Raw genomic sequence first — 23530 nt, 5'->3', positions numbered from 1 at the left:
TTGCTCAATATCAGGGGACCCGCTAACCGCAGCGCGGAGCGTTGGCCGCAGCTGGTGCGCTGTCCTCTGGCCCAGGGTATCGGTGAGAAGATAGTCTTTGTTGACAGGTCGGCGCTAAGGGTGACGACCAGCGGGGAAAATCCATTTTCCCTGCAATAGCCGTAAGAAGAGGGCTAACCGGGACAATGTGTGGCGCGGGCCAGAGCAAGATCGAAAATTTGCAGCGCCTCTGCCAGCTGTGAGTCGGTCGTGACCAGGGGAGCCAGGAAGCGTATGGTGTTGCGGTGCAGGCCACATTTCAGCAGCAGCAATCCTCCCAGACAGGCGTTATCAAGGATCTTTTGCGCCAGCACGGCGTCAGGATGTCCGGTTTCAACGTCAAGGATTTCCACCGCCTGCATAAAGCCCACACCACGAACCTCGCCAATACAGGCGTATTTCCCGGCCAGCAGATGCAGACGCGCATTCAGCTGTTCGCCAAGCTGACGCGCCCGATCCAACAGGTTGTCTTTTTCCAGCAGATCCAGCACGGCCAGCGCCGCCGCACAGGCTAATGCATTGCCGCCATAGGTCCCACCCAGGCCGCCCGGCGTGGGCGCATCCATGATCGCCGCTTTCCCGATAACGCCAGAGATCGGTAACCCGCCGCCAAGACTTTTCGCCACGGTGACCAGATCTGGTTTGATGTTGAGGTGCTCAAAGGCAAACATCTTGCCGGTACGACCAAAGCCAGTCTGCACTTCATCACAAATCAGCAGAATACCGTGTTGTTCGGTAATGCGACGTAGCGCCTGCATAAATGCGGGGCTGGCTGGCAGGAAGCCGCCATCACCCTGTACCGGTTCGATGATTATTGCCGCCACGCGTTCAGGCTGGATCTGTGCCGCAAACAGCTGATCCAGCGCCTTCAGGCACGCCACTTCCGTCACATCATGTAGTGGGTTCGGGAAGGGTAAACGGTAAATATCGCCGGGGAACGGGCCAAAATTTTGTTTATATGGCGTACTCATGCCGGTTAACGTTACAGCCAGCAAAGTACGACCATGAAATGCCCCATCAAACGCGATAATGCCGGATCGCTGAGTACTGGCACGGGCAATTTTCACTGCATTTTCCACCGCTTCGGCACCGCTGGTGAACAAGACGCTCTTATAGGCTTCTTCGCCGCCGACCAGTTGTTTCAGACGCTGCGCCAGTTGAATATAGCCGGGGTAGGCCACCACCTGAAAGCAGACGTGGGATACCAGGCCAAGCTGTCGCGTGACCGCACTGACTACCACCGGATGGTTATGTCCCACGTTCAACACGCCTATGCCGCCGACGAAATCCAGATAGCGATGGCCTGCGACATCCCACACTTCGCTGCCCTGAGCGCGCTCAATGACCAGCGGGTGCGCGGTAAGGACGCCACGCGGCACATTCTGCTCGCGCATAGCCAGTGTCACAGCGTTATCCGAATATGTTTGCTGCTCTGCCATGATATTTTGCATTTTCAACCCTCATCCACGTAGCGTTCGATTGGCTCAAATATCGCAAGCTGTTGGTGACGCACGCTGCCGTAATGACGCGGGCAGCGGTATTTGCTGATAAGACTGTTCCAGCCAACGCATGGCGAACCCGCGCGTTATGGACGTCGCAGTAAATGGCTGACGGTTTCGCCGTTGAAACCGGTTTTTTCAAAGCATACAAGACAAATTGCGCTTCGGCGTCGCTGTTCACGATGGTTGAAAATGAGAATGGCAATGACAGCTGCACAGGTTGTTCCGTCGCCCTGCTTTTGGGCTGCGATTTAGACACGTTAAAGAAAGCGCATCAGGCCATCGCCATGCTCATTAACCCAAACGTCTGCATGCCTTGCGACGTCCAGGGCCTTCCCCGCACCATAGTGGTTGGCGCATCAACCAGCTCCAGTCCGAGCGTGCTCAGCCATGGTGCCAGCGGCAGCGCACCGTCAGTGTCGATACGGATAAATTCACCACTCAGGCCCTGCATCAGCGTGGCGACCAAAGCTTGTGCAACCGGTAAGGTAGCGGCAATTATCGGGCCAATGACCCAGCCGTGGCCGAAGCGGCGCAGACTGGCAAAGCCGTGAATATTTTGCCGCATATCGTCCAGGATGATGGTTTGGGCATCGCCGATCAGATGATGGTATAAATCAGGACGCAACATGCCATGTGCCTGCTGGTCTAGTTCAACAAGACGAGCATGATCGGTAGTAAGCGCGCGGCGTAGCTGTAAACCGGCCGGGATGACGCTGGCTGGCACCCTCGCCAGGGTCGAAGTCTGGTGCTGCCTGACTGTGCCGCAGCTGACAAAGCCGAGTCTCTCGTACAGCCTTTTGCCCTGCTCAGTAGCATGCAGTCGTAAATGATAATCCGGCACTTTTTCCAGCAGCGCCAGCATCAACTGCCTGCCCAAGCCGCGCCCTTGCCGCTGGTTATCGACTATCACCAGACCAATGGTGGCGGCTCGTTCGCCCCAGCGCCAGAGAATCGCGCAGCCAGTCAGTTTGCCTTGCTCTTCAGTGACCACTCCCTCGCCCAGCCGTTGCACCAGCTGCCAGTCTTGACGACGATGCGGCCACTTCAGCCGTTGTGTCATGTTAAAACAGGCTTCGAGATCGTCTGTCGTCATTAGGCGTAGCGTCATATTCACCTCTGTCTCCTTACCCTATGCAGGACCGTCCGAACCGCTGCCCTTAACCAAACGGCTATAGCGCATGGACGACTGGCGTGAAGCCGGTGGCGAGACGGGCGGTATCAGGAAAATGTACACCGTCCTGGAAAAAACGTAAGCCTCTGCGAACGCTTTTTAAACTTAAATACGCTTTATGCAGATTTTATCGATGGGAAAAGCTGACGGGGGTTCAACCGGTGGAAGGCGCTCCCGTCCAGGTCGGGAGCAGCACGGGGCAGTGTTCAGATTTGGAAATCGAGTACCGGCTCTTCATCGCTGGTGTAGGAAAGCGCCTGACGCTTAATCTCTTCCAGCGACAGATTGGCATTGCACAGTTCCAGGAATTGCCAGACATAATTGCGCTGTAGCTGACCGCGTTTCAGGCCGAGCCATACTGTGTTAGCCTCAAATAAATGCGTTGCATCGAGGCGTATCAGCCCTTCAACCTCTTCCGTTTCGCAAGCCTGATCTGCCAGTATCCCAACTCCAAGCCCCAGTTTGACATAGGTTTTTACCACATCGGAATCCTGAGCGCTTAAGACAATGTCCGGCTTTAATCCCGCTCCCTGGAATGCGCGGTCAACACGCGAACGTCCGGTAATGCCCTGCCGATAAGTGATCAGCGGATACGCACTGAGTTTACTGAGCGAAATCGGTTGCTGCTGTACCAGTTCATGATCTTTCGGTACTAACAAGGCGTGATGCCAGCTAAACCACGGAAATGCCGCAAGGCTTGGGTTGTTGACTAACTGTTCACTGGCAATACCAATGTCGGCTTCGCCCGCCAGCAGCATAGTGACAATTTCCTGCGGCGATCCCTGATTTAATTCGAGACGCACATTAGGATAGAGCTGACGGAATGCCTTAATCACGCGCGGCAGACTGTAGCGCGCCTGCGTATGGGTGGTGGCAATGGACAGAATGCCGCTGGTTTCGTTGGTAAAAACATCCGCTAAACGGCGTACTTTTCCCGCTTCATCAAGGATACGTTCGGCAATGGTCAGCAGCGCTTTGCCCGGTTCGGTCATGCCCAGCAGACGCTTACCGCGACGGATAAAAATTTCCACGCCAAGTTCGTCCTCCAGATCACGAATGTGGCGGCTGACGCCCGACTGGGAAGTAAATAGCGTATTAGCAACTTCCGTTAAGTTAAATTCGCAGCGGGCTGCCTCACGGATGATTTTAAGCTGTTGGAAATTCACGTTATTTACTCCCTTCACGAAATCTGTTCTATTGATGTTAAGAATTATTATTGATAACAACAAATAATAAAAAAGTTACTTATATGACAATAGGGAATATGAGGGTGGGTGCGAACCGGCGCTGAAGAGGGTATTCGTGGCACGAACCAGCGTGGTGAGAGATTTGTTCGGGGCGCGATCTGGCGCGGTGAGGATTTGCCTGGTGCTGCGGATCAGCGCGGTGAGGTTTCGTTCGCCCGGGCAGACGGGCAGTTTCATTACTGCCGCTGCGGGCGACCGACAAGGGTTGCAGAGCGGCAACCCTTGACCCGCGCTTCCGGCCAGCCCGTCCGCCGCTGCGCGGTTCCCTCGCTTCTTCGCGATTTCTTTACGGACCGGACGGATTCGCCGTCCTGGCTCATGCCGTCCTCTTCGCGGCCTCCCTGCCGCTCGTCCTGAAATCCCTCATCCGCTCAGCGGACGGGATGGCCTCTGGTATCTGCCCCGCTGCAATAGCGGTATATTTCTGTCGCTGTTTTACTGCGTTGTGCAGGCCGGGAGGTAACCCGGGTGGTTTGGTTCGGACGCGAACCGGCGCTGAAGAGGGTATTCGTGGCACGAACCAGCGTGGTGAGAGATTTGTTCGGGGCGCGATCTGGCGCGGTGAGGATTTGTCTGGTGCTGCGGATCAGCGCGGTGAGGTTTCGTTCGCCCGGGCAGACGGGCAGTTTCATTACTGCCGCTGCGGGCGACCGACAAGGGTTGCAGAGCGGCAACCCTTGACCCGCGCTTCCGGCCAGCCCGCCCGCCGCTACGCGGTGCCTTCGCTTCTTCGGGATTTCTTTACGGACCGGACGGATTCCCTGCCGCTCGTCCTGAAATCCCTCATCCGCTCAGCGGACGGGATGGCCTCTGTTAATCCCCCGCTGCAACAGCGGTATCTTTCTGTCGCTGTTTTACTGCGTTGTGCAGGCCGGGAGGTAATTTGGTTCGGACGCGAACTGACGTTGAAGAAGGTATTCGTGGCGCGAACCGGCGCGGTGAGGAGTTGCCTGGTGCTGCGGATCAGCGCGGCGAGGTTTCGTTCGCCCAGGCAGACGGGCAGTTTCATTGCTGCCGCTGCGGGCGACCGACAAGGGTTGCAAAGCGGCAACCCTTGACCCGCGCTTCCGGCCAGCCCGCCCGCCGCTGCGCGGTGCCTTCGCTTCTTCGCGATTTCTTTACGGACCGGATGGATTCGCCGTCCTGGCTCATGCCGTCCTCTTCGCGGCTTCCCTGCCGCTCGTACTGAAATCCCTCATCCGCTCAGCGGGCAGGATGGCCTCTGTTAATCCCCCGCTGCAACAGCGGTATCTTTCTGTCGCTGTTTTACTGCGTTGTGCAGGCCGGGAGGTAATTTGGTTCGGACGCCAACTGACGTTGAAGAAGGTATTCGTGGCGCGAACCGGCATGGTGAGGGGCTGTCTGGTGCTGCGGATCAGCGCGGTGAGGTTTCGTTCGCCCGGGCAGACGGGCAGTTTCATTACTGCCGCTGCGGGCGACCGACAAGGTTTGCAGAGCGGCAACCCTTGACCCGCGCTTCCGGCCAGCCCGCCCGCCGCTACGCGGTGCCTTCGCTTCTTCGCGATTTCTTTACGGACCGGACGGATTCGCCGTCCTGGCTCATGCCGTCCTCTCGCGGCCTCCCTGCCGCTCGTCCTGAAATCCCTCATCCGCTCAGCGGGCAGGATGGCCTCTGGCAAACCTCCGCTGCAACAGCGGCTTTTTCCTTTTATGAATTTATCGCGATAATTTTGTAGTTTTTGCATTCCTGACCAACAGACAATGCCTGGCCGAGAAAAAACTTATCACTCACAGAAGGCGGTTTGAGGAGGCATCCGTCGCGCTGAGGAGAGACCGGAGGCCAGGACGAGCCGACAGGACGTCGGCGAGAGGCCGGAACGAGCCAGGACGGCGAGTCCGGACGGTCCGTCAGGCCGCAGTGAGTGACGAAGGGACAGCGAAGGCTGCCGGACGCCGGGATTGTTAAGGGGCGGGCGTAAGCCCCTTAACACGTCCGCCTGCACAGGCCGGGCTGAAACTCCCCCACGCCTGGCGGGCGGAACCCTCACGGAGTGAACCACTATACCCGGCCGGAACCCTCACGCAGTGAGCAACCTTCACAGCGTGAACCACTACACCCTGTGTGCCTGACCGGTCCGTCAGACCGTGCTGCCCACGCCTGGCGGGCGGAACCTTCACGGAGTGAACCACTATACCCGGCCGGAACCCTCACGCAGTGAGCAACCTCTCTGACATCAGCTCCCGCTCCTCCGCCAGCGGCTTATTCAGCAGCGACAGCAAAATATTCTTCACTGCCTGCGCTGATGGCGACAACGGCAAACGCGCTGAGACATTCAACGATAATGGCAGATTCAGCGATGGGCTGTTGATGCGCGCCATCCAGGCATTGGTAGAGCCAACCAGAGAACGGGCGGCAGATTCTGGCAATACGGTAACACCCATGCCGCTGGAAACGGCTGCCGTCAGCGTAGAAATTGATTCAATCTCTCCAATAATGCGCGCACTCAAGCGACGCAGTGAAAAAGCTTCGTCAACCCGCTTACGTACCGCGCTGTAATCACGTGGCAAAAACAGACTCATCTGCGCGACGTCAGCCAGATCAACAGCACTGCCCGGACAATCAGTTGCACCGACCAGATAAAGTTCTTCTTTCATTAGCGGAATGCTATTGATCCCCGCCGTTGGCGCACGATCATACAGCACCGCCATATCAAGTTGGCCGCTCATGACTTTTTCATTTAGCGAGCTGCCGCTGTTTTCATGCAGGTACACCAGCACGTCTGGAAACTGTTCGCGCACCGTTTGCAGCAATGGCATCGTCAGCGAGGACGCTGCTGTACCAGGGGCCAGACCGATTGATACCTGCCCATTCAGCGCCTGCCCGGCGTTAATCACCGCCGTTTGTGCCTGCTCACACTGGCGCAGAATGGTACGAGCGTGAGCGTAGAGAATTTTACCGGCTTCGGTTGGCGTTACGCCGCGCTTAGTACGAATAAGCAATTGCTGGTCCAGTTCATTTTCCAGCGTAGCTACCTGCTGACTGAGCGCCGGCTGTGCAATGTGCAGCACTTCTGCCGCCTGAGTCAGACTGCCAATATCGACGATTTTTACAAAGTACTTCAGTCGCCTTAAATTCATCATGCCTCCGTCACCTGTCCCCGAATAGTGGACTAACCTGAGCCAGTCACTTTGTAAGCAATGAAATTGCAATATGCAGGCCAGTTTTTGCAGATCCTGATTTAACTAAGCCAGAAAATTCCTAACCATCCGGAAAATAAGCCTTTCTGATTAACTCTTATGGGTTAATAAGCGCAGAACATGACGGAAAAGGAAACGAGATGAGGGAACATGCACTTGTATGGTGCAAAAAATAGATAGAAGTGTGCAGAAAAGTGATGACGCATCGTGCACTTTTAGTGCAGGCAGAGTCATAAGGATGCGTCGAGCCCGCGTGCAGACTGCGTTTATGAGCGCTGAAACGTTAACAGAGTGTAAACGTTATCAGTGGTTAAACTTATATTTACACCTATTGAGGGTGCGCAGGTCTTTCTCTTCTTTCCCACCCGCGAAAGGCGCCGACGGAGATGATTACAGAACTCTCTGTCTGGAAAGCGCTGGCTTTATCACAGTGTCTGATTTTACTTTTTGTGGCAGGGTACAGGTGAAATGAGCACATGCTCACGCTGATTTCTGTTGCAAAGGGGGAGATTACAGCCCCGGACGCAGACCAGACCAGGGCTGTTAAGCGCTGACAATGGATTCGCAGCGCGACGATATTAACGTTTTTTGCGGTTTCGATGCATATCAATAGAAACTGCCGCAACGATAATGATGCCTTTAATAATATCCTGCACATAAGCATCCACCCCGATAAAGGTGAATCCACTTTTGATCAAACCAAGGATAACCGCACCAATCAACGTTCCGGTAATACGACCCACGCCGCCCATCAGGCTGCTGCCCCCGATCACCGCTGCGGCAATCGCATCCAGTTCATAGGCCATGCCCATACTTGACTGACCGCTGCTGACGCGCGCCGCCAGCACCACGCCCGCCAGACCGGAAAGCGCGCCTGCAATGGTATAAACAATGATCAAATATTTGTTTACGTTAATACCCGACACTTTCGCCGAGGTCATGTTACCGCCAATAGCATAAACGTATTTACCGTAGCGGGTATGCTTCAGCGCAACATGGAACAGGAACGCCACCACCAGAAAAATAACTACAGGCATAGCGCCCTGACCGATAGACGTAAAGCTATCAGACAGGAAACTAATTGGATTGCCCTGAGTGTAATACTGCGCCAGCCCTCTTGCAGATACCATCATGCCCAGCGTGGCGATGAAAGGCGGGATGCCGGTGCGGGTAATCAGTGCGCCGTTGACCAGGCCGCATAACAATCCAACCCCAATACCCGCCCCAATCGGTATTACCGCAGGCATATTGACCAGCGCCGGAAACATCGGCGTCAGGCTGTCCGAGGTTTGCGCCAGACTGGCCGCCACTACAGCGGTTAAGGCAATGACCGAACCGGAAGACAAGTCGATGCCGGTAGTAATGATGACCTGGGTTACATCCACCGCGATGATGCCGATTATCGCAACCTGTAACAGAATCAAAATCAAACGGTTAGTGTTCATCAGAAAGGATTGATCGCGCACATACCAACCGGCGATTTCAAAGATCAGCGCGATGCCGACCATCACCACAAAGATGCCGGTATCTTTCGGCATCTTGTGCCGCAGACTGGCGAAAAACGACGTTTGATGATTTGCCGCTGGGGCAGTTACTTTCATATTGCTCATAATTTTTCTCGCGCCTCACTCGGATGCCAACGACAAAATGGTTTCCTGATCGGCTTCTTCTTTATCGAGGATGCCGGTTATACGCCCGCCATGCATGACCATCACCCGGTCGCTCATGCCGAGAATTTCCGGCAGTTCAGACGACACCATGATGATTGCCACGCCACGGTTGGCCAGTTCACTGATCAAACGATAAATCTCTGCTTTCGCCCCTACGTCGATACCGCGAGTAGGTTCGTCCAGAATCAGAATCTTCGGTTGCGCCAGTAGCCAGCGCGCAATCAAAACCTTCTGCTGATTACCCCCGCTGAGGTTATTGATGATCTGATCCATGGTCGGCGTTTTGATGTTAAGACGGCGGATCTGCTCCATGCAGTCCTGCGCCATCTTCACGTGGCTGACAAAGCCGCTCTTGCCGCTGTATTCCGGCATATTGACGATGCTCATGTTCTCCATTACCGACAGCACCAGGAACAGCCCGGACTTTTTACGGTCCTCGGTCAGAAATGCCATCCCCTTTTCAATCGCTGTTGATGGCGAATCAATGTTTACGGGCACCCCGTCAATCAGCACTTCGCCGCTGTCAAAACTTTCCATGCCGAACAGACTTTCCATCACTTCGCTGCGCCCTGCTCCGACTAATCCGGCGACGCCGAGAATTTCACCTCTACGCAGGGTAAAGTTGATGTCAGTAAAGCGATCTTTGCAGATGAGATTGCGCACCGTCAGTACTTCTTCGCCGATGGCATTGTTGAATTTCGGAAACAGCTGCGTCAGTTCACGTCCAACCATTTGGGTTATCAGCGACTGGCGAGTGAATTCCGTGGTGTGGTTGCTGCCAATCCAGCTGCCATCACGAAAAATGCTGATCTCATCGGTAATCGCAAAGATCTCATCCATTTTGTGACTGATATAAATAATGGCTTTGCCCTGCTCACGCAGGTCGCGAATAATGGTAAACAGATGGGCAACTTCTGTTTCCGTCAATGCGGAAGTGGGTTCGTCCATGATCACGATGTCGGAATTCCATGACACCGCTTTGGCAATTTCAACCATCTGTTGCGACGCAATGCTCAGATCGCCCACCATACGATCGGCTTTTAACCGGATATTCAGTCTGTTTAACAGTTCCTGCGTTACCTGGTTAAGTTTGCTGTGATCGACAAAACCAAACTTCATCGGTTCTCGTCCCAGCCAGATGTTTTCGGCCACTGTCATGTACGGCACCAGATTCAGCTCCTGATGGATCATGGAAACGCCGGAACGCAACGCGTCCATAGTGTCCTGAAACTGCACCGGCTCCCCTTTAATGCGAATCGTCCCCATGTCGGGACGATACATCCCGATCAGGCACTTCATTAAAGTGGATTTGCCCGCGCCATTTTCCCCCATCAAGGCATGTACCGTTCCCGAACGCACCCGCAGCGATACGTTGTCGAGAGCCTTCACTCCTGGGAAGAACTTACTGATGCCTTCGGCTTCAAGCGCAAAAGCGGTCATACATCACCTCCGTACGGCTAAGTCGGGAACGATTATTTCTGGTTACGATTCGTAAACTTGTCCATGTTGTCTTTTGTGATCAGCTGATACGGGACGTTGACCACTTTTTTTACTTCTTCACCCTTAGCCAGTTTGATCGCCGTTTGCACTGCGCCTTCACCCTGACCCTTAGCATCCTGGAAAACGGTAGCGACCATCTTTCCATTCTTTAACATCTGTAACGCGTCTGGCGTGCCATCCACCCCAGCAATTAAAATGTGGTTAGGGTTTTTCCCCAGCGCCTGCAAGGCACCGATTGCCATTTCGTCGTTATTTGAAGCGATGGCCTGAATATCATCCCCTGCTGTTAACCAGTTACTCACCACATCAACGGCATCGTTGCGCATAAATTTCGCGGTCTGCTTCTGCACAACCTTGATATTTGGATATTTGGCCACGACCGCTTCTACGCCTTTGGTACGGTCACGTGTCGATTCATTCGCCATATCGCCCAGCAGGATCGCGACGTTACCTTTGCCATGCATGGCTTTCGCCAGTTCTTCCATCTGTAAACGACCCGCCAGCTCGGAATCCGATCCGACATACGCCATTTTGTCAGTCAGTTCGGCCTGTGGCCGACGGTTAACAAATACCAGCGCCACGCCAGCTTTCTTCGCCTGATCCATAATCGGTTTTACCGCATTGGTATCCACCGGGTTAACGATGATGGCGTCAACACCCTGGCCTATGAAGCTTTGTACCTGCTGTAATTGCTGCGCCACGTCACCTTTGGCATCTTCGATCTGGCCTTTTACGCCATCTTTCTGCATCTCCTGCTGAATCGAAGTACGCACAATGGTGAGAAAGTTATCGTCAAACAGCGCCATGGAAACGCCGACCTGAATGTCTTTTGCCATTGCGGCAGCGGGTAACATGCAGGCTAACAGTGAGGCAACGATCGTTTTTTTGATGTTCATAGAGACCCTTCTTTATCGTTAACTTGCTCAGTGAGTTGACACCGCGAATGAAAAATATTTTTTACATCCATTCAACACGGCTGGCGTTTTTTATCGGTTAATAGAGGTAAGATCTGGGGTTTAACGCATTTCTGTGATCGATCACTCCTTTTCACAATATATTGATTAAACACTATTTAAATTCAAATGGAGGATTCAGTTTTTCCGCCCTGTTCCACCGGCAGCAGTAAACAGTTTATTTATTCCATATACTTACTTTTTGAAACTTTTAACATAAAAGCATTGAAATGATTGTTTTAACATCGTCAAATAACAAAACTTTGACGCGCATCTAACATCTACCGATAAATGCACATAAAGTGAGATCTTGTTTGCAGTTTGAAAAGCAGGCTAATGTAATGAAAAAGCAGCAATGCGCTGCTTTTACGAGCAGTTGAACGCAATAAGTTAAAGAGGGCTTTGACATCCCGAGGCAGCGTCGTTAATATTCGCCCCGTTCCAACGATTCCTCTGTAGTTCAGTCGGTAGAACGGCGGACTGTTAATCCGTATGTCACTGGTTCGAGTCCAGTCAGAGGAGCCAAATTTAGAGAAGCCCGCTCAGGGAAACCTGAGCGGGCTTTTTGTTTTTCAGCGGTTTTTGAAAGTCAGCTAAGAACAATCAGCAAAAAAGACCCGTTTTAGAACGCCTGCAACTGACTCGTCAGTTCAGGTCGAGAGATTCAGCAGCTGAGCGGCTGCTGAAATGGGAAATGCCATAAGGATGATTGTTAAAGCGTAACATTTTTGACTTGTATCTTAGGGGGCGAGAGAGTGACATTTGCCCTGGAAGTAAAGCATATCCATCGTAAAGCGTCACTGATGACCGTCCGTGAACAGATGACCCACTTTCCTCTAGATATTCCTGCATTACGGGTGTGCAACCGCCTGACGTCTGTGCTGGCGAAATATTGCGCGGATAACCAGTTTAATTTCATCGATACGGCCGGGAATGCCCGTATCCAGATGCCGGGGTTATAGCTGTTTATTGAGGGTCGATATGAAAAAAGACCTATGGCTGTTAGCAATTATTTTGCTGAAGGCGTAATGAAGCTTCTTTTTGTGTTGCTAATCGCTAATGAGCGAACCGAACGCGCGCCTGCTTGCTGAGCGCACCAAAGCATTCCGCACCCCTGGTGCGCGCTAGCCGCAATCATTATGCGCATACGTTTAAAGTCGGATTGAATCGATAAACCGCTTACTTTCGCTCAGAACATTCACAATGCGATCAACCGGAACCGGCGTGCTGCTGCGCTGTGGTGTACTGTCTGCCAGTCGGTGCATACGTAATGGGATCTCTAATGTACAGGGGATCTCATGAGCGGCTAAAACCGGTATCAGCCGCGAATAATCCAGAAGGCCCTGGCCAATCGCTGGAAAACGGTATTCATTTTCCAGTTTCACAACGTCTTTTATGTGGCAATGGCGCATATTTGGCAACATTTGCAGTACTTCTCCAATCGCATCGGCCTCAGGACGTAGCGATACCATATTGCCCGCATCGCCATTAAAAGCGATCGACGACGCATTAACGTCATGCAGCAATTGCTCACCCTCATGAGTTAAGGCAAAAGCGTCGTAATTATGATCACCACCGTTTTCAATGAGTAACTGACATTCTGCCTGCTGAAGTACGGGTGCAATCTGCTGAAGGTTTTTCACTAAAGCCGCATAGTCGCGCCGGCTCGCCGTGCAGACATTCAATAAATTTACGCCGATCCGCTGTGCGAACTGAATGCGCGTCTGCAACCAGGAAACGGCCTCCGTTCGCGCCAGATTGAACGTACAACCTAAAGCCAATGTTTTAAGCTGATGCTTGTCCAGTAGCTTGCGAATGCGTTCCGCGTTGCCCGGGCTAAACAGACTGTCATCCAGATCGCCAACGTAGCCTTGGTTATAAGCCAGTTCCACATACTTATAGCCGGTCTGTTTAATCAGGCTAAAAGCGACATCCATATCGTGGCCGTCGAAAATAGATGTATTCACGCCGAGCTTAAGCGAATGAGACATATCGGGCATTCTCCTTTCTGTACGAAGCAGGAACTGGAAGCATCAAACATAATCGGGTAACAGGCAGTAGCTGCAACCAGACATTATCAGTACCCACGTATGATGCCGGGCTTCTCTGCAATATCAAACGTGTGGGCATATCGTCTTTCTAACGCGGCATTCCGCCTGTCGCATTTAAGGCCTCCCGGACAAAACGCCCGGCGGCCCGTCAGAAATTAAGAGACGTTAGATGCCATGCGAACTAACAGCCGAAAAGCCTTTTCGAAGGCTGAAGAGGAAGCCAGATTCTGCCCGTAAAGGTTGTAGGCAGTGCCGTGGTTGGCGGTAGCGATGGGAACAGGCAATCCACCCTGAACGGTAATACCGCGCTCGAAACCCAGCATTTTCAAAGCGGTGGCGAACTGATCGTGATACATCGACACCACAGCATCCAGTTTTTGCGTCTCGACGGCTTTATACGTCGTATCTGCCGGATAAGGTCCATATACCTCAATGCCTTGCTCTTTCGCTTTTGCCATGGCGGGTTTAATAATGGTTTGCTCCTCATCGCCGAACAGGCCGTTTTCCCCGCCGTGCGGATTCAGTGCCTGAACTGCGATCTTCGGCTGCGCAACGCCCGCCTGACGCAGCGTACGATCCATTAATGCGATGGTATCCACCACACCATCAACGTTAAGGTTACTGACAATATCGCGGAACGGAATATGTGATGTGGCGCGTCCGGCCCAGAGATTATCAACGACATTCACTTCACAGCAGAAGTCGTTGCAATTCAACAATTCAGCGAACCAGTGCAGTTCATCGCGGTGCTTTAGCCCGCCCATATGCATGGCCTGTTTATTTAGCGGAGCAAAGCAGACGCCTTGCGTAATCCCCTGTTGCGTCAGTTCTATCGCGCGTGCCAGCGTCTCCAGAATATAGACGCCGCTCTGCTCGGTAGCGTTGCCATAATCAAACGGCGTACGTTGCGTCCAGTCATGGTTAAGCAGCAGCGGTTCGCCCGGCGTAAAAGTGATAGCTTCCGCGTTTGAAATTTCCCGATACGGAAAGCGCTGGCCGACGATGTCTATTCCTTTTTCCAGCTCGTTACGATCGGCAATAAGAATAATATTTGCCAGTTCGCGCAGCGCGGGTTGCGACAAAACTTTCGCGACCAGCTCCGGACCAATACCTGCCGGATCGCCCAATACCAATGCAACTGAAGGTTTTTTCATCATAGTTTCCTTAGTGGTAGATGTTGTGTGCGGTCTGCATGTCGCCGTGCGAAGTGGAATCATCAGACAGCGGAATATCCGGGCGCATAAAGAAAGTGAGTACAATACCCACCATCAGCAGCACGACCGAGCCGTAAAAGGGCAGGCTCCAGTTACCGGTTTTGTCGATAATGATGCCGAACAAAATCGGCGAAATGATACCCGCCACTGCTGAACCCGCATTAACCAGGCCGCTGGCGACGCCGACATATTTAGGTGTGATCTCCATCGGCACCGCCCAGATAGGCCCGATGGTGAGTTCGAGGCAGAAGAATGCAAGGCCGAGGCAGACGGTGATCACCGTCATATCGGTCGAGTTAATTACCGGAATAAGCAGCAACATAGCGCTGAAAAAGCTGAAGATGATGACGTTGCGCCGCGCCTTCACAACGTTGCCGGTGCGTTTCAGAATCATGTCGCTGACCACGCCACCGACCGTGTTGCCCACCACGCCAGACAGGAACACGGCGGAAGTAAACAGTGCTGACGACTTAAGATCCATTCCGCGACCGTTCATGAAAAAAGTGGGCAACCAGGTGAAAAATAGCCAGCCGGTCCAGCCATAGCAAAAATAGACACCCATAGTCGGGCCTATACGTTTCAGCAATGCTTTCCAGGGAATCGGCGCTTTGACTTTATCCGTTACGCCAGCATCAAGCTGAGGCAACGTTTTACGCTCTTCTTCGCTCATTTCGGCAATCTGATGAGGATTATCGCGAAAGCCAGCAATCCAGAACGCCAGCCATACGGCAGTAATCGCGCCCAACGCAATAAATGAAAAACGCCACGAGTGCAGCAACACCAGCAATGCTACAAGCGATGGCGTGACTGCATTACCAAAACGGGAGAAAGAATGCGTAATGCCTTGTACGAACCCGCGTTTTTCACGAGCGAACCAGAATGTCATGGCGCGCGCCTGTGAAGGCAGCGCGGCGCCCTCACCCACGCCAAGTAAAAGCCGTGACAGAAACAGCGAGACGAAACCGCCAGCAAAACCGGTGCAGACAGTGGCAACCACCCAAATGCTACCGCAAATAATGATGGTTTTGCGCGCACCGAATCGGTCAACGAACCAGCCGCCAATAATCTGGAACACGAGATAGGTGTAAGCGAAGGCGGAGAATATCAGCCCCAGGTCGGTATTGTTTAAACCCAAATCCGATTTGATCAGTCCGGCCGCGGTGGAAAGGTTGACGCGGTCGATATACATCAGAAACGACAGGGCGCAAAAAAGCGCCAGCACTCGCGTACTGAATCTGTTTTTCATAGGGTAACCTTTTGCGAGGTAAGTCAGAGGTGGAGCCATCACCATCAGGCGAAACGTCTATTACGGGCATTGACTTTAAACGGGCTGTTCACTGCAATACCGGCGCTACGTTGTTATGTCTGGCATGCTCGCTCCATTAACGTTAAGTGTGACAACGAAGGTTTTATATCGAATCATGATCAAATGAACGAATGATGTTCATCTGTTATATTTATCGCCTATTTTTTACGCTTAAAGCGTGACGTTAATCACAATTAGTGTGCTAAGTAATAATTCAGACAGAAAGTGCGATCCCTATCGCAACGCTTAAACGAGCAATGAACATTTGTACATTCAAGAGATAAGGTAGAAACAAAAGATCAATCCAAACGAGATTCCTTTCGTTCAAATAGCGTACAAATGCGCACCGTAACCAGGACTTTGCCTGCGGCATGGGGATTATGACCAAAACGGACAAGATCGATGTCTATATGCTGGCCTGTTACGCGCTGCTTAAAAAAACGCACCGCCAGGAGTCACCTTTACCCGAAGTCAGGCATCTCTGCGCGTTGCTGCGCCTATTGGCGGACATTTCGGTTATCCAGGCAGGAGCTCCTTTCCACGATCGCCTACTTTTTAGCCACCAAAAGGCAAAGGCGATCCCCGTAAGAAGAGCCACATTCGAAAAAAACGCTTAAGGCAACGTAAGCGGTTTTTTATGCCTTGATTACGCACCCCGGCCGCATTCCCTTACAAATAGCTGTGATAATCTCTTCCTTCTTCTTATTTTGTTGAGCAGCTTTTTAACGCTATGTCGGAAATCACAAAACGAAAAAATGACCCTGAAGGGCTAAAAAAACGCATTATTGCCAGTGCGTTAAAAATTTTTGCTGAGTTCGGTATGCAGGGCGCGCGTATGGAAAAAATCGCCGAGAACGCGCAGACCACTAAACGCATGGTGGTCTATCACTTTGGGACGAAGGAGCAGCTTTATATTGATGTGCTGGAGCAGGTTTATCAGTCGATTCGCCAGCACGAAACCGGGCTGGATCTGGCAAAGATCAAACCGGAGCAGGCGATGATCAAACTGGTGGAAGCCAGTTTTGATTATCACGTCTCGCACCCGGATTTTATGCGGTTAGTCTGTACCGAGAACCTGCTGCGTGGTCGCTATATCAGCCAGTCTACGCAGATTAAAGCGCTGAATCGCAGCGCGCTCGACGTGCTGGATGACATCCTGACACGTGGTCAACAGCAAGGTTTGTTTATCAAAGAGGTACAAGCCATTGATGTGCACCGCTTAATCAGCAGTATTTGCGTCCATCATGTCTCTAATCGTTATACCTTCAATGCGCTGTTCAGCCCGGACAACAGCGAAGAAGAAAGCATTCATCGCAACCGACAGTTAGCGGTGACCGCAACGTTGCGCTATATCCGCAAGCCCGACTAGCGGACTAGCGAAATAAGCCACCTTCTGGGATGGTCTACGCTTTAATGACGAAATCCGTCACAGACCTTAATAAACAGGAACGCAGTTGTGAGCAGAGACGCCCACCTTTATCCGCTTCGTCAAACCCAGGTTGAACCATCAGATGATGCGCTGTGGAACTGGGCGCAAAACACCCGGATCGGCAGCCGCCAGCAGGTGAAACGTCCAGCTAACGAAGCAGAACTTCAGGAGATCATGCGACAGTCGCAAGGCCGGGTACGCGTAATGGGCAGCAGACTTTCGCCCGGCAGGATGCTGCAGGTCGATGAAAACCATTTGTTGCTGGATCTCAGCGCCCTTTCCGGCCTGATCGCCAGCGATGAAAACAGCGCGACGTTTGGTGCGGGCACCTCTTTACAGCAGATTTATGCCACGCTAACCACGATGGATCGTATGCTGGCATCGTCGCCTGGCGTCATTGCCGTGCAGACATTAGCAGGCGCGATGGCTACCGGCACGCACGGCCAGGGATTGCAGCAAAGTTCGCTGGCCGACGAAGCGTTGCGTATTCGCATGGTGCTCGCGGATGGTTCACTGCGCGAGTTTGTCCGTGGTCAGGAAGACTTTTCCGCCGCACAAGTGACGCTCGGCGCACTCGGTATTGTTACCGCCGTCACGCTACGAACCGCGCCATTCCGTATTTTTACCTGCCATAAATATGCCGTCACCGCCGACCGCCTTGAACAGGATTTACCGCGCTGGAATGAAGCGTATCCGTTTAGCAAAGCCTGGTGGTTCGTTGATGACAATCTTATGCATGTATGGAATGCCCATGAAGCCAGCCCTGAAGATCGACAGCGTTATGAGCAGCGCGGTCGCAAAGTGGTGGAACATGCCGATACGGGCGACGACAGTTTAAATGACACTATCGATCAAACGCTGGCGCATATGCATCGTGATACGCAGATTCACGGTAAAGGCGGCAAACAGTTTCGCACTGTCACCCGTTTCCGTGATTTTACTGACGTGACCGGCGACATCTATCAGCTATTTTGTCGCGGCATTGCCGTGCCACAAATCAATGTAGAAATCGGCGTGCCGCTGGAAAATACTCCCGCCATTATTAGCAAAATAAAAAGCTGGTATGCCCGGAACCAGCCGCATATGCATTATCCGGTTATTCTGCGCTGCACAGGGGCGTCGTCGGCCTGGTTAAGCCCGGCTTACGGTCGCCCGACCTGCTTTTTCGGCTTTGTGGTCTATTACGCTGACGACGGTTCGCTTTCTCAAGAGGGGCTGCATTTTCTGACAGATGTGGAAAAGCTGCTGGCAGAAGAAGGTGGACGTCCCCACTGGGGAAAATATTACGATGATGAGCGCTATACATGGCGCGAAATCTATCCCAGGTGGGATGAGTTTCGGGCTCTGCGCAACCAGCTCGATCCACAGCGTCGCTTCAGTAATGATTACATCATTACTCTTTTCGATTGAATTTATTGGGGAAAATTATGTTTGCCTGGGTAACGTTGTTGACTCAACCCGACTATTTAGTTGGCGTGAAAGCGCTGCATCGCTCACTGAAACAGAGCGAAACGCGTTGGCCGCTGATAGTAATGACCACGGATGCGATTCCCCTCGCCGATCGCGAAGATCTGCAGGCACAAGGCTGTGTCATTCATCAGGTCGAGCCGCTTTATCCGCGCGACGATTTAGAACATCACTATGCGTCGGCGCAGTTTGGTGAAGTCTGGACCAAGCTGCGTGCCTGGCAGCTGACAGACTGTGAACGCGTAGTATTTTTAGATGCCGATATGCTGGTACTGCAAAATATGGATGAGCTGTTTACGCTGGATCTTGGCGATAACCTGCTCGCAGCATGTCATGCCTGTCGCTGTAACCCGAACAAAATTTCCACTTATCCCGTTAGCTGGCAACCGGAATTTTGCCATTATACCTGGCAGGATCGCGGCAAACCGGCCCCGGTTAAACTTGATAATTATCTGAATGGCGGCTTTCTGGTGTTAACACCGGATAATGCAGTATTTGACGCATTAGCGCAGCGGATCGCCGCGATTGATGATTTAAGCGCTTATCCGTTCTCGGAGCAGGATTTATTGAATGAGGTCTTTGCTGGTCGCTGGTTACCGCTGTCGTATATTTACAACGCATTGAAAACGCTGCCGTTTCAGCATAGCCAAATGTGGCAGAGCGATAACGTCAAGAATCTGCACTACATTTTGGCTAAGCCATGGCACCGCAATCTGGATCAGCCGGAAGCCGAGCGTGACCGCTATTATGCGCTGGATAAACTCTGGTGGGAGAAAAGTACTGAGGGCTAACCTTTTTCGGTGTGCTCCCCTTCAACCCGTCCTGGCTGTTTAGCAGAGGATGTCAGGTTGAAGGGAAGTTCACACTTAACTGAAAATCACACCGCTATCCATTTTCTTTTCAGTGCCGAAATCACAATCACGTCCACGACTCTCTGTACCTGCAAGCCTTTGGTGAAATCGGGAGCATATTCTGTCGCCCGATTCTTGAGTGCCGGTAACCACATTGGTTGGTGCCATTTTGCTGCCAAAGGCAATGCGCGACATTTCAGTCATGCCATAGACGCCATTTTGAAAACGCAGCAGCGCGCTGGCTTGATCTTCGTTCTCCACGTAATGTGCCTTTTCTCTCTACTCGATTCACTGGCGTATATTTCAGCAGTCAAATAGTTTTGTGAAAAAGAGCTTTGACAAGGTCATGGACCGCCGTTAATATGCGCCCCGTTCAAACGATTCCTCTGTAGTTCAGTCGGTAGAACGGCGGACTGTTAATCCGTATGTCACTGGTTCGAGTCCAGTCAGAGGAGCCAATTTCTCGTCTTCATGCCTCTTTGCGAATCCTTATCTGATGTTGGTTCAACAAGTTAGCGTGAAAAATCTTCCCGATGCATTTTGATTTTACCCTCTGCATCGGGAGAATTTGGTGGTCAGATTTGGGGTCAGTTTGGTTCGATTATGGAGTGACCCCCATATGTCTCTCAACGACACGAAAATCCGCAGTCTCAAGCCTTCTGATAAATCCTTCAAAGTCTCCGATTCACACGGTCTATACCTCTTGGTCAATCCAGGCGGCTCACGTCTCTGGTATCTTAAGTATCGAATTAACGGTAAAGAATCCCGCTTTGGCTTAGGCGCTTATCCCGATATATCCCTTTCCGACGCCCGGCAACAACGTGACGGTATCCGCAAGTTGCTGGCGCAGAACATTAACCCCGCTCAGCAACGTATCGCCGAAAGAGCTTCTCGCGCGCCGGAAAAATTCTTTGAGGCCGTGGCTCTGAGCTGGCATAAAAGTAATAAGAAGTGGTCGCAGAATACCGCTGACCGCCTGCTTGCCAGCATGAAAAATCACATCTTTCCGTGTAGTGGCGCAGTAAATTTGGCCACCTGAATAAAGGTGATATTCTCACCACAACATAAAACAGGTGACTTAATGAACAAGAAAACTAAGCGTACTTTCACTCCAGAGTTCAGGCTGGAATGTGCACAGCTGATTATTGATAAGGGCTACTCATATCGACAAACCAGTGAGGCGATGAATGTCGGTTCTACCACGCTTGAGAGCTGGGTGCGCCAGCTCAGGCGAGAGCGCCAGGGGATTACGCCCTCTGCCACACCTGTTACTCCAGACCAGCAACGTATCCGCGAGCTGGAAAAGCAGGTTCGCCGCCTGGAGGAACAGAATACGATATTAAAAAAGGCTACCGCGCTCCTGATGTCCGACTCACTGAACGGTTCACGATAGTTGCCAGACTGAGTGACAGCCACACGGTTGTCAGCCTGTGTTCTGCTCTGGGAATACACCGCAGCAGTTACCGATACTGGCGAAAACGACGCGATACGGTTAATCCGGCGCGAGTCAGGCTGTGCAGCGAAATACGCCGGGCGTGGAATCAGAGTCGGGGCTCTGCGGGCGCGCGCACTCTGGCTGACATGCTGACCCACAACGGCGTCCCGATGAGCCGTTACCGTGCCGGGCGTCTGATGAAATACCTGAACCTGAGCAGTTGTCAGCCCGGAAAACATCAGTACAAAAATGCCCGTCAGGCGCATACCTGCCTGCCGAATTTGCTTGAGCGTCAGTTCGCTGTACCAGAGCCAGACCGGGTATGGTGCGGAGATATTACATATATCCGGGCAGGAAATCGCTGGTGCTGTCTGGCGGTTGTTATGGATCTTTTTGCCCGCAGGGTTATCGGCTGGAGTCTGTCAGCGAATGCCGATACCGCACTGATAAGCGATGCGCTGCGGATGGCCTATGAGACGCGTGGTCAACCGCATGATGTCATGTTCCATAGCGACCAGGGAAGCCAGTATACCGGTCTGAAATATCAACAAGTTCTCTGGCGTTACAGAATAAAACAAAGCGTCAGCCGACGGGGAAACTGCTGGGATAACAGTACCATGGAGCGCTTCTTCCGCAGTCTGAAAACAGAATGGGTGCCGGCGGAAGGCTATGCGGGTAAGGACGAGGCCCGACAGCAAATTAATGGTTACATCTTGAGCTACTACAATAGCGTCAGACCTCACCATTATAACGGTGGACTGACGCCGGAAGAGTCAGAGAACAGATACCGTTTTTACTGTAAAACCGTGGCCAATATTACTTGACCACTACAGATTATCAGAGCGCGCTACAGTGTTATCACTCACCAGAGTATCAACGTGCCCGCGCTGAACGCGAAGCCGTAGCGGACGCCCTGATTACCCTTGTTGACGGGCTCTGATTTTCAGTCTGGACTCAGGCCTGATGCCAGCACCTTAAAGGCTGGCCCGCGACAATGCTTTCAGCGGTTGTCGCTGACTTCAGGCGACATTGTCTGCCGCCTTGTACCGTGAAGCCCTAGCGGCGGTTTTTCCAGACGGTCTGAATATTGCAAAATTCATGAACGCCAAAATGTGATAATTCACGTCCATAGCCGCTTTTTTTCACCCCACCGATGGTAACGCGCGGATCCGATGCGCCGTTGCCATTAATAAATACGGCCCCTGTTTCCAGGCGATCAGACAGGCGGTCGGCGATGGCATTGTCTGCGGTCCATACGGTGGCACTTAAGCCAAATTCGCTATCGTTGGCAATTTCCAGGGCATGATCGGCGTCGCGCGCTATCGCAATGGCTGCAACGGGTCCAAATAATTCTTCACGAAAGGCCGTCATTTGCGTGGTGACATCGCTAAGGATAGTTGGCGCGTAATAGTTGCCTTCCCCTGCGATCTTTTCGCCGCCAAGTACCAGGCGCGCACCCTCATGCAGAGATCGTTGTACCTGCTCGTGCAATTCGTCGCGCAGATCGAAACGTGCCATCGGACCAAGATAATTTTTTTCATCCAATGGATCGCCCATCGTCAGCGCTTGTACCGCAGTGCTAAAACGCGCTTCAAACTCGTCAGCAATCGATTTTTCCACAATAAAGCGCTTGGCGGCCATGCATACCTGCCCGGTATTCTGGTAACGACCCTGTACGGCAGATTTCACGGCTTCATCCAGATCGGCATCAGCCAGTACAATAAAAGGATCGGCCCCGCCCAGTTCAAGCACCGTCTTTTTCAGCGCGGAACCTGCCTGCGCCGCAATAGCGGCCCCTGCCCGAACGCTACCGGTCACGGCAACGGCAGCTATACGTGGGTCTTTAATCGCAGCGGATACACCATCATTGTTGACGTTGATAACTGCAAATGCACCGTCGGGAAGATCGGTAGCGGCAAACAATTCGGCCATCAGCATGGCGCTTCCCATCACGTTAGGCGCATGTTTCAGCACATAGGTGTTTCCCGCCAGCAACATACCCACCGCACCGCGCAGCACCTGCCAGAACGGGAAATTCCACGGCATGACGGCCAAAATGGTGCCAATCGGTTTAAAACGCTGCCAGGCATCGGGAATTTGTGTGGGCTGATCATCAAGTATGGTAGGCCCCTGCTCGGCATACCAGTCACATAAGGTGGCGCACTTAAGAATTTCAGCACGCGCCTGGGCGATGGGTTTGCCCATTTCCAGAGTAACCATACGTGACAGTTCAGGTTCACGCTGGCGAAGCTGCTCTGCCAGCTGGTGTAATACTCTAACTCGCGTTGCCATTGCGCTGTCACGCCAGCGTTTGAATGCACTGCGGCTGTTCGCCAGTATGCTTTCAAGTTCAGTCACTGATTGCATTGGATACCGTGCCAGTATCTCGCCAGTAGCGGGGTTTTTAGAGATTGCGTAATCAGTCATGATAATTCCCGGTTGTGCTGAAAGTTAACCTCACCATACGCGGCGGAAATCATGATAGAAAATGAATAATAATAACCAAGTTGTTTTCGAAAAATGAACAGATGGAGTA

At 52.5% G+C, this 23530-nt stretch carries 20 protein-coding genes, 2 tRNA genes and 3 pseudogenes; 11 read left to right on the top strand and 14 right to left on the bottom strand.

Annotated features, from left to right (window positions below; all coding sequences use genetic code 11):
- Positions 1-173: 173 nt before the first annotated feature.
- From gabT to H2P46_RS10245, 5 genes are all read right to left on the bottom strand, one after another.
- Positions 174-1490 carry a 4-aminobutyrate--2-oxoglutarate transaminase gene (gene gabT, locus H2P46_RS10265; protein WP_193404975.1) on the bottom strand — a complete coding sequence of 439 codons (1317 nt, stop codon included), beginning with the start codon at positions 1488-1490 and terminating at the stop codon, positions 174-176.
- On the bottom strand, positions 1450-1797 hold the full coding sequence (locus tag H2P46_RS10260; RefSeq protein ID WP_193404974.1) for a hypothetical protein: 348 nt from the start codon (positions 1795-1797) through the stop codon (positions 1450-1452). Before H2P46_RS10260 ends, gabT begins: the two co-directional genes overlap by 41 nt.
- A gap of 15 nt (positions 1798-1812) precedes the next feature.
- On the bottom strand, positions 1813-2655 hold the full coding sequence (locus H2P46_RS10255; protein WP_193404973.1) for a GNAT family N-acetyltransferase: 843 nt from the start codon (positions 2653-2655) through the stop codon (positions 1813-1815).
- 263 nt (positions 2656-2918) lie between these two features.
- Entirely contained in the window at positions 2919-3878 is a 960-nt protein-coding gene (cbl, locus tag H2P46_RS10250; protein ID WP_193404972.1) for an HTH-type transcriptional regulator Cbl, read from the bottom strand.
- A 452-nt stretch (positions 3879-4330) separates the two neighbouring features.
- Positions 4331-4591, bottom strand: a complete 261-nt coding sequence (locus H2P46_RS10245; RefSeq protein ID WP_193404971.1) for a hypothetical protein — start codon at positions 4589-4591, stop codon at positions 4331-4333.
- 45 nt (positions 4592-4636) lie between these two features.
- On the opposite strand from H2P46_RS10245, the gene H2P46_RS10240 reads away from it, so the two are divergent.
- On the top strand, positions 4637-5017 hold the full coding sequence (locus H2P46_RS10240; RefSeq protein ID WP_193404416.1) for a hypothetical protein: 381 nt from the start codon (positions 4637-4639) through the stop codon (positions 5015-5017).
- A gap of 1111 nt (positions 5018-6128) precedes the next feature.
- On the opposite strand, the gene nac is transcribed toward H2P46_RS10240, so the two are convergent.
- From nac to H2P46_RS10220, 4 genes are all read right to left on the bottom strand, one after another.
- A complete protein-coding gene (nac, locus tag H2P46_RS10235; protein WP_193405015.1) occupies positions 6129-7058 on the bottom strand; it encodes a nitrogen assimilation transcriptional regulator NAC in 930 nt (309 codons plus the stop codon).
- A 638-nt stretch (positions 7059-7696) separates the two neighbouring features.
- Positions 7697-8719: an ABC transporter permease gene (locus H2P46_RS10230; RefSeq protein ID WP_193405014.1), complete on the bottom strand. Its 1023-nt coding sequence runs from the start codon at positions 8717-8719 to the stop codon at positions 7697-7699.
- 24 nt (positions 8720-8743) lie between these two features.
- The gene (locus H2P46_RS10225) at positions 8744-10228 is read right to left on the bottom strand and encodes a sugar ABC transporter ATP-binding protein (protein WP_193404970.1); all 1485 of its coding nucleotides are present in this window, start codon (positions 10226-10228) and stop codon (positions 8744-8746) included.
- A 32-nt stretch (positions 10229-10260) separates the two neighbouring features.
- Positions 10261-11184 carry a sugar ABC transporter substrate-binding protein gene (locus tag H2P46_RS10220; protein WP_193404969.1) on the bottom strand — a complete coding sequence of 308 codons (924 nt, stop codon included), beginning with the start codon at positions 11182-11184 and terminating at the stop codon, positions 10261-10263.
- 506 nt (positions 11185-11690) lie between these two features.
- Here H2P46_RS10220 and H2P46_RS10215 point away from each other — a divergent pair.
- Both H2P46_RS10215 and H2P46_RS10210 read left to right on the top strand, forming a co-directional pair.
- Positions 11691-11766: transfer RNA gene (locus H2P46_RS10215), tRNA-Asn, on the top strand.
- 230 nt (positions 11767-11996) lie between these two features.
- Entirely contained in the window at positions 11997-12203 is a 207-nt protein-coding gene (locus H2P46_RS10210) for a hypothetical protein (RefSeq protein WP_238938975.1), read from the top strand.
- Between the two features lie 189 nt (positions 12204-12392).
- Here the strand turns inward: H2P46_RS10210 and H2P46_RS10205 are convergent, their stop codons facing one another.
- From H2P46_RS10205 to H2P46_RS10195, 3 genes are all read right to left on the bottom strand, one after another.
- The gene (locus H2P46_RS10205; protein ID WP_193404968.1) at positions 12393-13232 is read right to left on the bottom strand and encodes a sugar phosphate isomerase/epimerase family protein; all 840 of its coding nucleotides are present in this window, start codon (positions 13230-13232) and stop codon (positions 12393-12395) included.
- 215 nt (positions 13233-13447) lie between these two features.
- Positions 13448-14449, bottom strand: coding sequence for a 4-hydroxythreonine-4-phosphate dehydrogenase PdxA (locus H2P46_RS10200; protein WP_238938974.1), 1002 nt, complete (start codon positions 14447-14449; stop codon positions 13448-13450).
- Positions 14450-14456: 7 nt separating this feature from the next.
- Positions 14457-15752 carry an MFS transporter gene (locus H2P46_RS10195; protein WP_193404967.1) on the bottom strand — a complete coding sequence of 432 codons (1296 nt, stop codon included), beginning with the start codon at positions 15750-15752 and terminating at the stop codon, positions 14457-14459.
- Between the two features lie 398 nt (positions 15753-16150).
- Between H2P46_RS10195 and H2P46_RS23490 the strand changes: the two are divergent.
- The 4 genes and pseudogenes from H2P46_RS23490 to H2P46_RS10175 all read left to right on the top strand — a co-directional run.
- Positions 16151-16309: pseudogene (locus H2P46_RS23490) on the top strand (IS110 family RNA-guided transposase); the annotation flags it as partial.
- Between the two features lie 233 nt (positions 16310-16542).
- On the top strand, positions 16543-17181 hold the full coding sequence (locus H2P46_RS10185) for a TetR/AcrR family transcriptional regulator (RefSeq protein ID WP_193404965.1): 639 nt from the start codon (positions 16543-16545) through the stop codon (positions 17179-17181).
- Between the two features lie 87 nt (positions 17182-17268).
- Positions 17269-18651, top strand: a complete 1383-nt coding sequence (locus H2P46_RS10180) for a D-arabinono-1,4-lactone oxidase (RefSeq protein WP_193404964.1) — start codon at positions 17269-17271, stop codon at positions 18649-18651.
- A 17-nt stretch (positions 18652-18668) separates the two neighbouring features.
- Positions 18669-19499, top strand: coding sequence for a glycosyltransferase family 8 protein (locus tag H2P46_RS10175; RefSeq protein ID WP_193404963.1), 831 nt, complete (start codon positions 18669-18671; stop codon positions 19497-19499).
- Positions 19500-19585: 86 nt separating this feature from the next.
- On the opposite strand, the pseudogene H2P46_RS10170 reads toward H2P46_RS10175, so the two are convergent.
- Positions 19586-19820 (bottom strand): annotated as a pseudogene (locus H2P46_RS10170) (hypothetical protein); the annotation flags it as partial.
- A gap of 121 nt (positions 19821-19941) precedes the next feature.
- Between H2P46_RS10170 and H2P46_RS10165 the strand changes: the two are divergent.
- From H2P46_RS10165 to H2P46_RS10150, 4 genes and pseudogenes are all read left to right on the top strand, one after another.
- Positions 19942-20017, top strand: a tRNA-Asn gene (locus tag H2P46_RS10165).
- Between the two features lie 161 nt (positions 20018-20178).
- Positions 20179-20577, top strand: a pseudogene (locus tag H2P46_RS10160) (Arm DNA-binding domain-containing protein); the annotation flags it as partial.
- 27 nt (positions 20578-20604) lie between these two features.
- A protein-coding gene (locus tag H2P46_RS10155; protein WP_193404961.1) for an IS3 family transposase occupies positions 20605-21818 on the top strand; the annotation gives its coding sequence in 2 pieces (ribosomal slippage) (positions 20605-20899 and positions 20899-21818; 1215 coding nt in all).
- On the top strand, positions 21815-21934 hold the full coding sequence (locus H2P46_RS10150; protein ID WP_193404960.1) for a DUF1330 domain-containing protein: 120 nt from the start codon (positions 21815-21817) through the stop codon (positions 21932-21934). The genes H2P46_RS10155 and H2P46_RS10150 overlap by 4 nt, the downstream gene beginning before the upstream one ends.
- A gap of 116 nt (positions 21935-22050) precedes the next feature.
- On the opposite strand, the gene H2P46_RS10145 is transcribed toward H2P46_RS10150, so the two are convergent.
- Positions 22051-23421 (bottom strand): aldehyde dehydrogenase family protein, encoded by a 1371-nt coding sequence (locus tag H2P46_RS10145; RefSeq protein WP_193404959.1) that lies wholly within the window; start codon positions 23419-23421, stop codon positions 22051-22053.
- Positions 23422-23530: the final 109 nt, after the last annotated feature.

Source organism: Mixta mediterraneensis (assembly GCF_014946725.1).
Taxonomy (GTDB): Bacteria; Pseudomonadota; Gammaproteobacteria; order Enterobacterales; family Enterobacteriaceae; genus Pantoea; species Pantoea mediterraneensis.
The sequence above is the reverse complement of the archived record's forward strand: the minus strand, read 5'-3'. Positions and strand labels throughout refer to the sequence as shown.

Excerpts from the sequence above, each read along its gene's own strand:
- H2P46_RS10220 (WP_193404969.1), bottom strand. The coding sequence starts at position 11,184 with ATGAACATCAAAAAAACGATCGTTGCCTCACTGTTAGCCTGCATGTTA.
- H2P46_RS10245 (WP_193404971.1), bottom strand. The coding sequence starts at position 4,591 with ATGAAACTGCCCGTCTGCCCGGGCGAACGAAACCTCACCGCGCTGATC.
- gabT (WP_193404975.1), bottom strand. The coding sequence starts at position 1,490 with ATGCAAAATATCATGGCAGAGCAGCAAACATATTCGGATAACGCTGTG.
- H2P46_RS10145 (WP_193404959.1), bottom strand. The coding sequence starts at position 23,421 with ATGACTGATTACGCAATCTCTAAAAACCCCGCTACTGGCGAGATACTG.
- H2P46_RS10195 (WP_193404967.1), bottom strand. The coding sequence starts at position 15,752 with ATGAAAAACAGATTCAGTACGCGAGTGCTGGCGCTTTTTTGCGCCCTG.
- H2P46_RS10225 (WP_193404970.1), bottom strand. The coding sequence starts at position 10,228 with ATGACCGCTTTTGCGCTTGAAGCCGAAGGCATCAGTAAGTTCTTCCCA.
- H2P46_RS10200 (WP_238938974.1), bottom strand. The coding sequence starts at position 14,449 with ATGATGAAAAAACCTTCAGTTGCATTGGTATTGGGCGATCCGGCAGGT.
- H2P46_RS10205 (WP_193404968.1), bottom strand. The coding sequence starts at position 13,232 with ATGTCTCATTCGCTTAAGCTCGGCGTGAATACATCTATTTTCGACGGC.
- nac (WP_193405015.1), bottom strand. The coding sequence starts at position 7,058 with ATGAATTTAAGGCGACTGAAGTACTTTGTAAAAATCGTCGATATTGGC.
- H2P46_RS10230 (WP_193405014.1), bottom strand. The coding sequence starts at position 8,719 with ATGAAAGTAACTGCCCCAGCGGCAAATCATCAAACGTCGTTTTTCGCC.
- H2P46_RS10185 (WP_193404965.1), top strand. The coding sequence starts at position 16,543 with ATGTCGGAAATCACAAAACGAAAAAATGACCCTGAAGGGCTAAAAAAA.
- H2P46_RS10175 (WP_193404963.1), top strand. The coding sequence starts at position 18,669 with ATGTTTGCCTGGGTAACGTTGTTGACTCAACCCGACTATTTAGTTGGC.